14 protein-coding genes are annotated in these 14,090 nt (G+C 65.3%); 6 read left to right on the top strand and 8 right to left on the bottom strand.

The features are described from left to right. Positions 1-6 precede the first annotated feature (6 nt). Positions 7-1,209, bottom strand: a complete 1,203-nt coding sequence (locus tag GOOTI_RS13455; RefSeq protein ID WP_007239148.1) for a benzoate/H(+) symporter BenE family transporter — start codon at positions 1,207-1,209, stop codon at positions 7-9. Between the two features lie 72 nt (positions 1,210-1,281). Here GOOTI_RS13455 and GOOTI_RS13450 point away from each other — a divergent pair, with 72 nt between their 5' ends. Next, positions 1,282-1,818, top strand: a complete 537-nt coding sequence (locus tag GOOTI_RS13450; RefSeq protein WP_007239147.1) for a helix-turn-helix domain-containing protein — start codon at positions 1,282-1,284, stop codon at positions 1,816-1,818. A gap of 142 nt (positions 1,819-1,960) precedes the next feature. Here GOOTI_RS13450 and GOOTI_RS13445 read toward each other — a convergent pair whose 3' ends face one another. The 4 genes from GOOTI_RS13445 to GOOTI_RS13430 all read right to left on the bottom strand — a co-directional run bounded on the left by GOOTI_RS13445 (position 1,961) and on the right by GOOTI_RS13430 (position 6,739). Then, positions 1,961-2,797: a prolipoprotein diacylglyceryl transferase gene (locus GOOTI_RS13445; protein WP_007239146.1), complete on the bottom strand. Its 837-nt coding sequence runs from the start codon at positions 2,795-2,797 to the stop codon at positions 1,961-1,963. Positions 2,798-2,999: 202 nt separating this feature from the next. Continuing rightward, on the bottom strand, positions 3,000-3,890 hold the full coding sequence (locus GOOTI_RS13440) for a 3-hydroxybutyryl-CoA dehydrogenase (protein ID WP_007239145.1): 891 nt from the start codon (positions 3,888-3,890) through the stop codon (positions 3,000-3,002). 217 nt (positions 3,891-4,107) lie between these two features. Then, positions 4,108-5,394: an isocitrate lyase gene (gene aceA / locus GOOTI_RS13435; protein WP_007239144.1), complete on the bottom strand. Its 1,287-nt coding sequence runs from the start codon at positions 5,392-5,394 to the stop codon at positions 4,108-4,110. A 574-nt stretch (positions 5,395-5,968) separates the two neighbouring features. Continuing rightward, positions 5,969-6,739, bottom strand: coding sequence for a hypothetical protein (locus tag GOOTI_RS13430; protein WP_039994098.1), 771 nt, complete (start codon positions 6,737-6,739; stop codon positions 5,969-5,971). A gap of 78 nt (positions 6,740-6,817) precedes the next feature. Between GOOTI_RS13430 and ramB the strand changes: the two genes are divergently transcribed. Then, complete coding sequence (gene ramB, locus GOOTI_RS13425) at positions 6,818-8,236, top strand: acetate metabolism transcriptional regulator RamB (RefSeq protein WP_007239142.1); 1,419 nt, start codon at positions 6,818-6,820, stop codon at positions 8,234-8,236. A gap of 29 nt (positions 8,237-8,265) precedes the next feature. On the opposite strand, the gene GOOTI_RS13420 is transcribed toward ramB, so the two are convergent. Then, positions 8,266-8,733 carry a MaoC family dehydratase gene (locus GOOTI_RS13420; RefSeq protein ID WP_007239141.1) on the bottom strand — a complete coding sequence of 156 codons (468 nt, stop codon included), beginning with the start codon at positions 8,731-8,733 and terminating at the stop codon, positions 8,266-8,268. Between the two features lie 26 nt (positions 8,734-8,759). On the opposite strand from GOOTI_RS13420, the gene GOOTI_RS13415 reads away from it, so the two are divergent. Continuing rightward, positions 8,760-9,320 (top strand): carboxymuconolactone decarboxylase family protein, encoded by a 561-nt coding sequence (locus tag GOOTI_RS13415; protein WP_007239140.1) that lies wholly within the window; start codon positions 8,760-8,762, stop codon positions 9,318-9,320. 71 nt (positions 9,321-9,391) lie between these two features. On the opposite strand, the gene GOOTI_RS13410 is transcribed toward GOOTI_RS13415, so the two are convergent. Then, positions 9,392-10,276, bottom strand: coding sequence for a DNA-3-methyladenine glycosylase family protein (locus tag GOOTI_RS13410; protein ID WP_007239139.1), 885 nt, complete (start codon positions 10,274-10,276; stop codon positions 9,392-9,394). Positions 10,277-10,495: 219 nt separating this feature from the next. Here GOOTI_RS13410 and GOOTI_RS13405 point away from each other — a divergent pair, with 219 nt between their 5' ends. From GOOTI_RS13405 to GOOTI_RS13395, 3 genes are all read left to right on the top strand, one after another. Further along, positions 10,496-11,530 carry a linear amide C-N hydrolase gene (locus GOOTI_RS13405; RefSeq protein ID WP_007239138.1) on the top strand — a complete coding sequence of 345 codons (1,035 nt, stop codon included), beginning with the start codon at positions 10,496-10,498 and terminating at the stop codon, positions 11,528-11,530. Positions 11,531-11,634: 104 nt separating this feature from the next. Next, positions 11,635-13,002: an FAD-binding oxidoreductase gene (locus GOOTI_RS13400; protein WP_007239137.1), complete on the top strand. Its 1,368-nt coding sequence runs from the start codon at positions 11,635-11,637 to the stop codon at positions 13,000-13,002. A gap of 90 nt (positions 13,003-13,092) precedes the next feature. Next, positions 13,093-13,947, top strand: coding sequence for a universal stress protein (locus GOOTI_RS13395; protein WP_007239136.1), 855 nt, complete (start codon positions 13,093-13,095; stop codon positions 13,945-13,947). Positions 13,948-14,009: 62 nt separating this feature from the next. Here GOOTI_RS13395 and GOOTI_RS26825 read toward each other — a convergent pair. Then, a partial coding sequence (locus GOOTI_RS26825; RefSeq protein WP_233425503.1) for a hypothetical protein occupies positions 14,010-14,090 on the bottom strand: 81 nt, incomplete at its 5' end.

The raw sequence follows: 14,090 nt of genomic DNA, 5'->3' as shown, positions 1-14,090 counted from the left end.
ACGTCGTCAGGTCGAGTCGTCGCGTCGTCGGAGCACGCCGTGTGCAACGAGTCCGACGACGAGCGCCCAGAATGCTCCTCCGATTCCCCAGAACGAGATCCCGGCTGCGGCGGTGACGAACGTGAGCGCGGCGGGCAACAGGTACTCCTCCTGCGACAACGCCCCGAGCAGCGCATGCGCGAAGGTCCCCAGTAGCGCCAGACCGGCGACGGTCTCGAGCAGTCCATTCGGCGCGATCGACGTGATGGTGACCAGCACTCCGGACAATGCCGCCAGGACCAGATACGAGATACCTGCCGAGACACCGGCTATCCACCGACGCGAACGGTCGGGTCCCGCCTCGCCACCTGCGGCGAGCGCTGCCGAGAGTGCCGCGAGGTTGATCGCGTGCCCACCGAAGGGTGCGCCGACAACCGTACCGGCACCGGTGACGTACATCGACGCCCGCCAGGGGGCGTGATAACCGAACGACTTCAGTACCGCGACCCCGGGCACATTCTGCGACGCCATCGTGACCACGTAGAGCGGAACGGCGATTCCGACGATCGCGGAAAGGTCGAAATGTGGTGTGGTCCAGGCCATCTGCGGGAACCACGCGGTATGCGCCTGTTTGTCGACGCCGTGCACCGCGAGGTAGACGCCGATCACGACGAGCGCGGTGACCAACGCGAGCGGGAGCGCCCAGCGCGGCAGCCATCGCGTCGCGACCAACCACACGACGAGGATGGGGATGGTCAGCAGAGGTTGCACGGCAAGGGATTTGATCGGCGCGAGGCACAGGGTCAGCAGCACACCGGCCAGCATCGCCTGCGCGATCGGCGTCGGAATCCGCGCGATCAGATCACCGAGCGCGGGAATGAGTCCGGTGGCGAGTATCAGCACACCGACGATCACGAACGCCCCGACCGCGGCGGGCCAACCCGAGTGGTAATTCGCTCCCATCGCGGCAAGCAGCGCCGCACCGGGCGTCGACCATGCGAGAGTGATCGGCATGCGGTAGCGAAGACACAACACGATGATGCCGACCGCGAACGTCACAGTCAGTGCCAGCAGTCCCGACGCCGCCTGCGTCGAAGTCGCCCCCACTGCGCGCAGTCCGGCGACCACGACCACGAACGACGACGTGAAGCCGACGAGCGCGGTCACGATGCCTGCGACTATCGGCTCACTGTTCGCCGTTCGCTCCGGAGTGGTCACGACGGCCAGCATAGCGGTATCGTTCCGTAAACAGAACACCATTCGGGTGTCGTGACGACCCCGCGAAAGGTAGGTGTCGACCACGTGGTCGCAGAACCGGCGCGCGACGATCGGCGCAGAGAGGTCGGCGAACGGATCTGTGCGCTACGCACCGAACGCGGACTGAGCCTGTCCGCACTCGCTCGCGCTGCGGGAATCGGGAAAGGGTCGCTCTCCGAACTCGAAGCGGGGCAACGCAATCCCACGCTCGACACGCTCTATTCCGTGGCCGGGCCACTCGGTGTACCTCTGACTGCGCTTCTCGGCGAGGCGTCGGGAACCGAGGGCGACGGCACCCATCTCACCGCACGCCTGCTCCACGTCGAGCATCACGACGACGGCGCGACGACGGAAGTCTTCTGGCTTCACGTGACATCCGGCGGGGTGCGGCGGTCGCCCGCGCACGGGCCGGGCGTCGTCGAGCATGTCCGAGTGGTGCGCGGACATCTCATCGCGGGTCCCGAAGGCGACGAGAAGCCTGCGGGACCAGGAGAATCCCTGCACTGGATCAGCGACCGGCCACACTCCTACCGCACAGACGACAACGTCCTGGCCGTGCTGACCATCGACTCACCCGCGTAGCGCAGTGCCCGACGCGACTCCGCCACGCAGCCATGACCCCCACAAATGCGCATTCCCGCGAACCGTCTCCGTTGCCGCGACCGAGATTTCGGTCGCGGCAACGAAACGAGTTCGCGGGAATGCGAGTGGATGTAGCCAGAAACTAGCTGGTGCTCTTCTTGGCGGTTGTCGTCTTCTTGGCCGGGGTCGACTTGGTCGCAGTCGACTTCGACGCAGTGGTCGACTTGGTCGGCGTGGTGCTCGTCCGCTTCGCGGCCATCTTCTTGGCCGGCGACGCGTTGGCGGTGCGCGCCTTGCCCTCGACTGCGCCTGCCGCGCCGTCGATCTTGGCGGCGGCGACAGCGCTGCGCTCCTTGGCGGTCTTGCCTGCCTCGGTGACAGCTGCACTCGCCTCGTCGAGCTTCTCGTTCACCTCGAGCGCGGCCTCATCGACCTTGTCGCCGAGGTCGTCGACAGCATCGTCGAGGGCGTCGCCGGCCTCTCCGACGCGGGTGCTGACCAGCGTCGCAATCTTCGACGCCTGCTCGCCGACCGCACGCGTCTGATGCGAGACGACGCCGAGGGCGTCTTCGGTGAGATCGACTGCGTCGTTGTAGGTCTTCTCCGCGCGGGTCAGACCCTCCTGGACGATCGGCTGCTGCCACAGACGTCCGACAGCCTCTTCGCCACGCTCGGCGAGCGAGGTGTAGACGGTGGTGGCGAATTCGACGTAGCTGTCGGCGAGCTTGCGCAGCTCCTCCGGCGACAGCTTGGTGCGCAGGTCGTCGATGGTCGACTCGATGGTGCCCGGAAGCTCCTCGGGGAGCGCGTTCAGACGACCGCGTGTCTCCTCGAAGCGGGTCTGTGCGGTCTCGCTAGCAGCCTCGGTGCGCTCCTTGATCTGCGCGACGGCATCGCTCACCTGCTTGAGTGCCAGGTCACCCGCGCCGACCACGGCATAGAACGGGCTGGGGAGGTTACGCTCGGTGGTGGTGGTCATGGTGATCTCCTTAGTCAATTGGTCACCAGACGAAGTTGCGGCACACGGCATATCGAAGAAGCGAACCGCGCTGTCGCTCCCGCTCTCGATAGGTGCCGCACCAGCGTTCTAGTGGTTCCACAGACCAGTATGCCATGTTTGCTAGCTATTGCAAGCAATCTGCTAGCACTGGATTGCGCAGAACCTGTGATCCGCAACACGGTCAGCGCATCGCCGGCCGATCCGCCTCGACGTACCGGTAGAAGCCCTGCCCCGACTTCTCGCCGAGATGGCCGGCAGCGACCATCCGCAACAGCAGCGGGGTCGGCGCGTACAGCGGCTCCCTGGACTCCTCGTACATGCGATCGGCGATCGCCTTGACGGTGTCGAGCCCGACGAGGTCGGCGAGCCGAAGCGGACCCATCGGGTGTGCACACCCGAGAACCATTCCCCGATCGACGTCCTCGGCTGTGGCAAATCCGTTCTCCACCAGACGAATTGCCGACAGAAGGTAGGGCACGAGCATCGCGTTCACAACGAATCCCGAGCGGTCGGCCGACCGGATGACCTGCTTGCCGAGTACCACGTTGGCGAACGACTCTGCACGCGTGACGATGTCGGGAGCGGTGTGCAGAGTGGTCACGAGCTCGACCAGGGGCAGCACCGGGACCGGATTGAAGAAGTGCAATCCGATCACCCGCGAGGGATTCTGCGTCGCCATACCGAGCGTGATGATCGGTATCGCCGACGTGTTGGACGCCAGCACCGCATCCGGCTCGGCGACGATCTTGTCGAGGGCCGCGAAGATCTCGGTCTTGACGGCGTCGTCCTCGACGACAGCCTCGCATACCACCTGACGATCGGCGAGATCGCCGAGCTCTGTGGTGAAGCGCAACCGCAACGACGCCTGTTCGCGCTCCCGTTCGGTGAGCTTGCCGCTCGAGACCCCTCGGTCGAGCGACCGCAGAATCCGCGAGCGACCGTCGACGACGAGCTCGCGTGTGGGTTCGTAGACCACGACGTCCGCATCGGAGCGGGCGCACACCTCGGCGATTCCGGCACCCATCTGGCCCGCGCCGACAACGCCGACCCGCCACGCCTCAGACACACTCATCTCCGCTCAGATTCCATTACGTGACAACTGATTTCGCGAGCACATGGGTAACTCGTCGGGAACGCCCACGAGTGCCGAATATGCCAACAGGCGGCCCGCAACGTGAGTCGCGGGCCGCCTGCCGATTCGCTCAAACCCCGGAGAGGCGGTCTAGTCCGCAACGTGAGTCGCGGGCCGCCTGCCGATTCGCTCAAACCCCGGAGAGGCTGACTGGTTCCTAGTGGAACTGGCCTTCCTCGGTGGAGCCCTTCAGAGCGGCGGTCGAGGTGTTGGGGTCGACCGTGGTGGCGATGCGGTCGAAGTAGCCCGCACCGACCTCGCGCTGGTGCTTGGTGGCGGTGTAGCCACGAGCCTCAGCAGCGAACTCGCGCTCCTGCAGGTCGACGTAAGCGGCCATCTGCTCGCGGGCGTAGCCGTAAGCCAGGTCGAACATCGAGTAGTTGAGGGCGTGGAAGCCGGCGAGAGTGATGAACTGGAACTTGAAGCCCATCGCGCCGAGCTCGTTCTGGAACTTCGCGATGGTCGCGTCGTCCAGGTGCTGCTTCCAGTTGAAGGAAGGCGAGCAGTTGTAGGCCAGGAGCTGGTCGGGGTACTCACTCTTGACGGCCTCGGCGAACTGGCGAGCCAGCTCGAGGTCGGGCTTGCCGGTCTCCATCCAGATGAGGTCGGCGTAGGGAGCGTAGGCCTTCGCACGCGCGATGCAGGGCTCGATGCCCTTCTTCACGTTGTAGAAGCCTTCGGAGGTGCGCTCGCCGGTGATGAACGGCTTGTCGCGCTCGTCAACGTCCGAGGTGATCAGGGTTGCGGCCTCGGCGTCGGTACGTGCGACGACGACGGTCGGGGTGTTGGCGACGTCGGCAGCCAGGCGAGCCGAGGTCAGGGTGCGGATGTGCTGCTGGGTCGGGATCAGCACCTTGCCACCGAGGTGGCCGCACTTCTTCTCCGACGCGAGCTGGTCCTCCCAGTGGGTTCCGGCAGCGCCGGCCTGGATCATGGCCTTCTGCAGCTCGTAGACGTTGAGGGCACCGCCGAAGCCTGCCTCACCGTCGGCGACGATCGGCACAACCCAGTTGTCCACCGAGTTGTCGCCCTCCACGCGGGCGATCTCGTCGGCGCGCAGCATGGCGTTGTTGATGCGGCGCACGACGGCCGGAACCGAGTTGGCCGGGTAGAGCGACTGGTCGGGGTAGGTCTGCGCTGCGAGGTTCGCATCGCCCGCGACCTGCCAACCCGAGAGGTAGATGGCCTTGAGGCCTGCACGCACCTGCTGGACGGCCTGGTTACCGGTGAGGGCACCGAGTGCGTTGATGTAGTTGTCGCCGTTCACGCCCTCCCAGAGGATCTCGGCGCCACGGCGTGCGAGGGTGTGCTCCTCCACGACGCTGCCCTGGAGTTCGGCAACCTGCTCGGCAGTGTATTCGCGCTTGATGCCCTTCCACCGCGGGTTGGTGTCCCAGTCCTGCTGGATTTCCGCGGCGGTGCGGGGCTTTCCGACGTTGCTCATTAGCCACTTCGCTTTCGTTGTGCTGCTCGTCCCGATCGCCCGGAACGAATGCTTGTCCGGCTCTGGATGCCGGGGCCTTTCTGATCCCGACCGAAGCTGCCAGGGTGCGCACCCAGGCCGGGTGGTGTCAGGCCTCCGAGCTGCGTCGTGTCCGCCAATGTGATCCCAGCCACGGGCGAGGATCTCCTTTTGCGAACTCTTCGGCACTTCCCGGAAACGCCTGAACCAAGGGTGCCACACCGAAAACACGCAGGTCCAATCCCCTTTGGATGCAAAATCAGGCCAATCAGGTGGCGAGAGTTTGCTAATTTTGCAAATTTCGTGATGTGAAGAGTCGCACCGCCACTGCCAAAAAGTACGCGCGTACTGCGTTTTTTCGTGGCGCCTTGTGCCCACCCGTCACGCGTTCGAGCGCAAGCCTGCCGCCGATCCACACCAATCCCGACACCACGTATGTGGTGTGTTTCACACCCAGCCGCGCGGTTTGCCCCGGCTCCACAGCACTGCGCGGCGACTTTCCGATGGCATGCAACCACCGCTCCGTCACTGCGGACCGCGGCGCCGTTGTCGCCGACTACCTCGCGGCGGCTCTCAACGCGGTCCCGAAGAGGTCGACGAACGTGGCAGACGGCATCGGAACCACCGCGTCGGGCGCTGGATTCTGCGCACGGCTCGCTGGACCGTTGACCGTCAGGCTGACCGTGAACACCGTTCCGCCGGGACGCCTCACCAACGCGTACCCCGAGTACCCGATCTGTGTGCTGACCGTGGAGTCGGCCAGCGTCGTTGAGACGTCCGACCGGGACAGGAACGACCGCTCGACGCTGACCCCGCGACCCGCACCCTGTGCGACCTCAGGAGGGTCGGGGAGCGTCGTCGATTCCGTCCTGACGCTCGCGCCTGCGAGGGCACCCGACGCGACCATGGTCGTGGTGCTGCGGCACCGCCCGGTCCTGGTGCGGATGTCGTCGTCGATGTCACGTCGCACGGTCGACACCAGCTGGACCAACCCGATGTCGGCGGCACTCGCGGCGAGCACCGCGGAGTTCGACGCGGTGAGCGCGTCGACGAAAGCTGCGTCCGCTGCCGGTCGGCACTCGTCGGGAACCACCCGGTCGCCTCGGGCGACAGCGAGTTGCGCACGATCGGCGCCGGTGAGATCGGAGATACTGAGTTGGGTCGTCGCAAAGCCGGAGGGCAACTGCGCGGGCCGTAGCAGTAGGTCGGCGGGAACGGCGTCTGCCGCGGTCGGGGCGGCGGCGTCATCACCACAGGCGACCGGTAGGCACACCGTGCACGCGACCACCGCCGCCAGCACCCACCGTCGATCCCACCGCCCACGCACGGGGTCACCGTACCCTGAGGATTGTCCGACGAGACGTCGTCATTCCTCGACGGTCGAAACTGTGCAAGAAGGTGGCAGATGAGCAAGACCTACGTCGGTTCCCGCCTCCGCCAACTGCGCTCCGAGCGCGGGCTCTCGCAGGTCTCGCTGGCGCAAACACTCAACATCTCGGCGTCGTATCTCAATCAGATTGAGCACGATGCCCGCCCGCTCACCGCTTCCGTACTGGCGCGGATCACCGAGGCCTTCGGGGTCGACGGCGGGTTCTTCGACTCACAAGACGACGTCCGGCTCGTTGCGGAACTGCGTGAGGCGCTGCTCGACGATGACGTCGAGGCCCCACCGACGACCATCGACCCACAGGAGATCACGGCGATCGTCTCCGCCCATCCCGACATGGCACAGGCGATGGTCAATCTGCATCGCCGCTATCGGATTGCGATCGATCAGCTCGCCGCCGCAACCGACGAACGCAGCGACCGCGCGATGCGCGGATCGATCACGGCACCCCACGAAGAGGTGCGTGACTATTTCTATCAGCGACGCAACTACATTCACGCCCTCGACGTCGCGGCCGAGGAGCTGAACGCACGCATGCGTATGCATTCCGGCGACGTCCGACGAGAGATCACCGATCGTCTCGAACGCGTCCACGGCGTCACGATCGCGCCCCGCGTCGACCTCGGAGACTATCTCCTACACCAATTCGACCCCGCCACAAGGCGTCTCGAGGTCTCGGCGGCACTGTCTGCCGGACAGCGTGCATTCAAGCTCGCCGCCGAGCTCGCATTGCTCGAGTTCGACGACCTGCTCACCGAGCTGGTGGACGAGGCGAACTTCACCAACGACGAGGCACGGGCACTGGCCAAGACCGGACTGGCCAACTACTTCGCCGCGGCAGTGCTATTGCCTTACACCCAGTTCCACGGGGCGGCAGAGGATTTCCGATACGACATCGAACGCCTATCGGCCTTCTACGCCGTCTCCTACGAGACGATCTGCCACCGACTGTCGACGCTGCAGCGGCCGAATCTACGCGGTGTGCCGTGGTCCTTTGTTCGCGTCGATCGTGCGGGAAACATGTCAAAGCGTCAATCCGCCACGGGTTTTCACTTCTCGTCGAGCGGCGGAACGTGCCCGCTGTGGAACGTGTACGAGACCTTCGCCTACCCGGGCAGGATCATCACACAGATCGCCGAGATGCCGGACGGCCGCGACTATTTCTGGGTCGCACGCACCGTCGAGCGTCGCGCCGTGCGATATGGACAGCCGGGCAAGACATTCGCGCTCGGCCTCGGCTGCGAACTGCGCCATGCGGCACGAGTGATCTACTCCGATGGACTCGAGATCGGCCCGCAGGCGAGCATCACCCCCATCGGCGCGGGTTGCCGTGTGTGCGAACGTCAGAACTGCGCGCAGCGTGCATTCCCGCCACTAGGCTCGAGTCTGCGTATCGACTCGCACCGCAGCAGCGTCTCGCCCTACATGTCTTTCTGAACTCCCACGCCCCGTCGGGTACCCGCCGATCAGTAAACGAGTACTCGCACGGTCTCGGCCACGCAGGCAGGCTTCTCGCTGCCCTCGATCTGAACCGTGCTGCGCACCACCATGGAGATCCCGGCGGGACTGTCGTCGATCGACACGATCTCCGCGTTGGCACGAATTCTGGAGCCGACGGTGACAGGGCTGGGAAAGCGGACCTTGTTCAGGCCGTAGTTGATCACGAGTTTGGGGCCGTTCACGGTGAAGATGCCGCCGGCGAGCAGCGGGAGCAGCGACAGAGTCAGATAGCCATGCGCGACAGTCTTGCCGAACGGCCCGTCCTTCGCCCGCTCGGGATCCACGTGGATCCACTGGTGGTCACCCGTCGCGTCCGCAAACGCATCGATACGCTCCTGGGTGATCTCCAGCCAGTCGCCGTACCCGAGATCCTCGCCGATCGCCGCCGTCATTTCATCGACGCTGTTGAAGGTCCGTGGTGTGATGTCGGTCATGAATTCAGTAGTCTACCGTTGCGCCCATGACGAAAAGTGACGGTGGCTCGCCAGCGGGTCCGCGTGTTGCGCCAGGCACACTGGGCGAGCTCGGAATTCTCAACTGGGTGTTCGCCCGGGGCGCTGCCCGCGTGATCGGGGTTCGGGACGCGCACGTCTTCTCCACCCTCGGGCGCACGCGCGGCCTCTTCCGCTCGTGGCTGCTCTACTCCAGTCGGCTGATGCCCTTCGGTTCGCTGTCACGTCGCGACTCCGAAATGGTCATCATCCGTGTCGCACACCTGCGGGGCAGCGAGTACGAACTCGATCATCACCGTCGCCTGGGCAAACGCGCCGGAATCGACGACGCCGAATTCGCCCGCATCATTTCGGGCCCGGACGCAGGCTGGGGTGACCGCGAGAGGTGGATGCTACGCGCCGTCGACGAATTGATCGCCGACAAGGACATCAGCGACACCACCTGGACATCGCTTCGCAGGCACCTCGACGAGCGTCGTGTCATCGCATTCATCCTGCTGGCCCTGCAGTACGACTCACTGGCCACCACACTGCACACGCTGCGGGTTCAGCGCGACACCCGCGTCTGAGAGACGAACTCATCCACTCCGTCTCGATGCGCTCCGAGTGCGTATTCTTGCCCCGATCGGGTGAGCCCCGATCAGATGGCGCGGTAGTCGCGGACGGACATGCGATGTCCGCGACGCGGCGCCCACGTGCCATGTAGTTCTGCCATCCGCACGATCCGATAGCGATGTCCCGCATAGGGTTCGAGCAGTTCGAGCATTCCGGCGTCGTCGACGGGCTCGCCGATCAGCGTGTGCCCGATGAGTGCGGGTATGTGGTAGTCGCCGACGGGCACGGCATCGGCGTCACCGACGGCGCGTGCACGCGCTTCGGCAACCGTCCACGGACCAACCCCCCGGAGCACCTCTAGTTTGTCCGGGTGCCGATCGACGTCCATCGCCGTCGCACCTCGTATCGTCCGCATCCGCACGGGTTCGGCACCGCTGCGGTGCCACTCCCACACCGGGATCGCGGCCCACTCCCGCTGCGGCGGAGGCACACGCATGTCACGAGGAACGGGACCTGGCGCGGGCGCGCCGTACCGCCGGAGCAGATGACGCCATGCTCGCCACGCCTCGGTGCCGACCACTTTCTGCTCCAGAATCGCGGGCACCAACGCCTCCCACATGCGCCCGGTCCGCCCGATACGTAAGCCGCCCGACGACGCGATGAGCGAGGCCACGACGTCGTCGCGCGGCGTCAGTTCTTCCGGATTGTCGGCGGCGCCCAGCATGTCGGGCATCTGGTCGAGCAACCAGGATGCCCCTGCCCCCCAGGCGCGTCCGGTGATCGACGATCCGTCGGCCGAGACAGCCAACGTGCCAGGACCCTCCGGTGTGTGGACGGCGCGCCAGATCGAGCCGTCCGGTGCGTACCGGAACGCAGGGTCACCGCTGCCGCGCCGGTGTAGCCCCAGCGTCGAGCGGATGTCGACGGACCACGGCGGCGTCCATGACCGCGTCAGTTCTGTCCAGCCCATCGAGTTCTCCTAGGTCGAGCACGTCGACTCTAGTCGTAGCGTGTGACATGTCCGACCGGCCGTCGCCATCTCGGGACACGGCCGGCGGCTATCCGAGCGCCAAAACCTGCCGATCTGAGACCAAAATGCCTCCCCAGGTCGCGAACGGCCACCCGACCAGCGCAGCCAGGCCTAGTGTCAGATTCTGAGAACACCACATCCGACACCAAGGACATCGACATGTGCACACGTGTTATCTGGCCGGACGCCAACGGAGCGGTGGTCGTGGGCCGCAACATGGACTTTCACAGGGATTTGAAATCCAACCTGTGGACACAACCCCGCGGTATCAGCCGCGACGACGGAGTCAAGGGAGAGCTCACCTGGACGTCGAAGTACGGCAGTGTGATCGCCGCGGCATTCGACATCATCTCGGTCGACGGTCTCAACGAGGTGGGCCTTGCCGGCCACGTGCTGTGGCTGGCCGAGTCGACCTACGGCGAGTACGACGAATCACGCCCTGCGCTGAGCCAGGCGATCTGGCTGCAGTACTTCCTCGACAACTTCGCAACCGTCGCAGACGCAGTGGAGTGGATCGAGAAGACCGACGTCCAGGTCATCCAGATGCCAGACCCCACGGGCGGCACGCCCCCGACCATCCACCTCGCGCTCGACGACGCGGCCGGTGACTCGGCGATCATCGAGTATCTCGATGGGAAGCCGCACGTCTATCACAACAAGCGGTATCACGTGATGACCAATTCACCCACCTACGACCAACAAATCGAGTTGCTCAAGCAATGGGAAGGTCTCGGCGGCGACCAGACCTTACCGGGCGACACCCTGGCCGAGCACCGCTTCGCGCGGGCCGCCTACTACTCGTCGCGTCTGCCGAAGCCGAGTTCGCAACTCGAGTCGGTGGCAAGCATGTTCAGCGTGATCCGCAACGCTGCACAGCCGTTCCGCATCCCCGACCCGGGCAAACCCGATGCCTCGCAGACGATTTGGCAGGTCGTTCTCGACCTGACAAACAAGCGCTATGTATTCGAGTCGACGACACGGCCGAACATCGTGTGGGTCGATCTCGATGAGCTCGATCTGAAGGAGGGCTCGCCACAGCTCAAACTCGAGCTGACCAGCAAGCTCGCACTCGAGGGCGGCATCGCAGGCAATGTCGCAGGCGACTTCGAGGACCACGGTCCGATGACGTTCCTCTCGTTCGCACTGCTCAAGCAACTCGAGGACGCAGAGAAGACACAGCCAACCAAGAAGTGAATCGCGCGTCGACTCAGGCGAACTTATAGGCTTCCACCGGAAGCGTTGATGACGTAACGCTGGCAGCGGGCGCGTAGCGTCCGCGCGTCTCCGGAGGGCCGAACGTGAGCGACAACGCCATCGTCGACGAGCTGAACTCCATAGTCGGCTCTGCCAATGTACTGACCGATCCCGATCTCGTCGCGGGCTACGTGACCGACTGGACCGGCAATTGGATCGGACACACCACGGCGGTGGTGCGACCCGCGGACACCACGGAGGTGTCGTCCGTACTCGCGGCATGTCATCGCGCGTCGGTGCAGGTCGTCCCACAGGGCGGAAACACCGGACTGGTCGGCGGCTCGATACCCATGAACGGTGAAATCGTCCTCAGCACAACACGTTTACGCACGATCGAGGAGATCGACCCGGTCGGCCGCATACTCGCCGCGGGTGCCGGGGTCACCGTCGCACAGGCCGACGCCGCGGCTGGCGAGCACGGCCTGGCGCTCGGTACCGATCTCGCCTCACGCGACTCGGCGACACTCGGTGGGATCGTCTCGACCAATGCGGGCGGTGTCCGCATGATCAGATACGGCGGCACCCGAAGTCGTGTGCTGGGAGTCGAGGCGGTCCTCGCCGACGGCAGCGTGCTCCTGCGGTGGAAACACCTTGTCAAAGACAACGTCGGCTACGATCTCCCGGGATTGTTCACCGGCGCCGAAGGCACCCTCGGAGTGATCACCCGCGTGCTGATGCACCTGGTGACTCCCGCATCGACGACCGCCGTCGCACTGGTCGCGGTACCCGACATCGCGTCGGGCCTGACTCTGACCGACAGACTCGCGCACGCCGGACTGACGCTCGAGGCCTCAGAACTCATGGGTTCCGACGGGATCGATCTGGTTCGACGACACCATGACCTCCGCGCCCCGTTGGACGTCGACGCTCCGTGGTATTTCCTCGTCGAGGTCTCCGGCCCGGGACATCCCACCGACGCCCTCGTGGAAGTTCTTGCCGAATGCGGCGAACTCGTACTCGACGCCGTCGCCGAACCGGGTCCGGCCACACGCTTGTGGACATACCGGGAGAGCCATACCGAATCCATCAGCGCGTCGTCGACGACCCCGCCGGTGAAACTCGACGTGTCGACGCCGCTGCGCGAACTCGACGAGTTCGTCTCGGAGCTCGGCACAGAACTGCGTCGACAGTTCCCGACGGTCCGCCCGATCGTGTTCGGGCATGCCGGCGACGGCAACGTGCACGTCAACCTGCTCGACGTCGCCGCGGACGAGCGGGAGCGGGTCACCGACCACGTGCTGCGGCTGGTCGTCGCACACGGCGGGAGCATCAGCGCAGAACACGGCATAGGGAGAGCCAAGCTGGAGTGGATCGACTTGGCCCGCGACGCAACCGATCTCGCGGCGATGCGTGCGATCAGGGCGGCCTTCGACCCGAGTGGCATTTTGAATCCGGACGTGCTGCCCCGCTGATCAGGGGAGTTCTGGTGTGGGGACACCGACCCGGCCCCTATGGGACCTTGGCCCCGTTACCGCAGGCCGGCAGCGGCGCACACTCGATCCATGAGGTACTCAGAAGCAATAACCGTAGGCATCGACGGTTCATCGAATGCACTGGGCGCGGTCCGCTGGGCAGCACACGCCGCGACGATTCATCAGACCACCCTCGACATCGTGTTCGCGCTGGAGACCGCGGCGCCCCCACTCATCGACTATGCCGTGCCGGAAGTGTATTTCGACGCCGCGCGACTGTATGCGAAAGCGGCTGTGGCGACGGCAGTGCAGGTAGCCGAGACGGAGAGCCCCGACATCGAGATCCGTACCCACGTCGTCGTCGACTCCGCGCGCGGCGCCCTGCTGTCCCGGTCTCGCTCGTCGTCGATGGTCGCGGTCGGCTCGTCGGGAACCGGACGTCTCACCGCCGCCCTCATGGGGTCGGTCGCGACCGCGCTCGCCTCCCATTCGGTCTGTCCCCTCGCGATCATCAAGGACAACGGGGAACCGCCACGACCCACCGGACGCGTGACCGTGGGTGTCGACGGTTCTCCCGAATCGCTGGAGGCTCTCGATTGGGCGGCCCACGAAGCCACCGATCGGGCCGCACAGCTCTCCGTGATCTCCGCATGGAACTCGACGGGGTTCCAGCAGTCGGACCGGGCATTCGCCGACGCCGAACGCGAGATCGAGAGCGCACTGGCCGTGCATGTCAATGCGATCAAGCGACGACTGCCTCGCCTGCGGATCACGACCCAGGTAATCGACGATGCTCCGGTTGCCGCGTTGGCCAAGGCCTCCGACGATTCGGATCTGCTGATCGTCGGAAGCCGTGGCCGCGGCGGCTTCACGGGACTGCTGCTCGGCTCGACGAGCCAGGGCGTGTTGTACTCGGCGCGCTGCCCGCTGATCATCGTGCCCTGACGGGCTCTACAGATTGATCATGTGCCCGATCGCGCCATGGCCACCCCGACGAAACGCGCGTCCTACAAGTTGATCATGTGCCCGATCGCGCCATGGAACGTTTCCTGCATGGCTTCGCTCATGGTCGGGTGGGTGTGCACGTT

Source organism: Gordonia otitidis NBRC 100426 (assembly GCF_000248075.1).
Classification (GTDB): Bacteria; Actinomycetota; Actinomycetes; order Mycobacteriales; family Mycobacteriaceae; genus Gordonia; species Gordonia otitidis.
The sequence above is the reverse complement of the archived record's forward strand: the minus strand, read 5'-3'. Positions and strand labels throughout refer to the sequence as shown.

Bases quoted from the DNA above. Each gene is read 5' to 3' on its own strand.
- aceA (WP_007239144.1), bottom strand. From the start codon at position 5,394: ATGAGCAACGTCGGAAAGCCCCGCACCGCCGCGGAAATCCAGCAGGAC.
- GOOTI_RS13445 (WP_007239146.1), bottom strand. From the start codon at position 2,797: ATGACCACCACCACCGAGCGTAACCTCCCCAGCCCGTTCTATGCCGTG.
- GOOTI_RS13395 (WP_007239136.1), top strand. From the start codon at position 13,093: ATGAGGTACTCAGAAGCAATAACCGTAGGCATCGACGGTTCATCGAAT.
- GOOTI_RS13440 (WP_007239145.1), bottom strand. From the start codon at position 3,890: ATGAGTGTGTCTGAGGCGTGGCGGGTCGGCGTTGTCGGCGCGGGCCAG.
- GOOTI_RS13405 (WP_007239138.1), top strand. From the start codon at position 10,496: ATGTGCACACGTGTTATCTGGCCGGACGCCAACGGAGCGGTGGTCGTG.
- GOOTI_RS13410 (WP_007239139.1), bottom strand. From the start codon at position 10,276: ATGGGCTGGACAGAACTGACGCGGTCATGGACGCCGCCGTGGTCCGTC.
- ramB (WP_007239142.1), top strand. From the start codon at position 6,818: ATGAGCAAGACCTACGTCGGTTCCCGCCTCCGCCAACTGCGCTCCGAG.
- GOOTI_RS13455 (WP_007239148.1), bottom strand. From the start codon at position 1,209: ATGCTGGCCGTCGTGACCACTCCGGAGCGAACGGCGAACAGTGAGCCG.
- GOOTI_RS13420 (WP_007239141.1), bottom strand. From the start codon at position 8,733: ATGACCGACATCACACCACGGACCTTCAACAGCGTCGATGAAATGACG.
- GOOTI_RS13415 (WP_007239140.1), top strand. From the start codon at position 8,760: ATGACGAAAAGTGACGGTGGCTCGCCAGCGGGTCCGCGTGTTGCGCCA.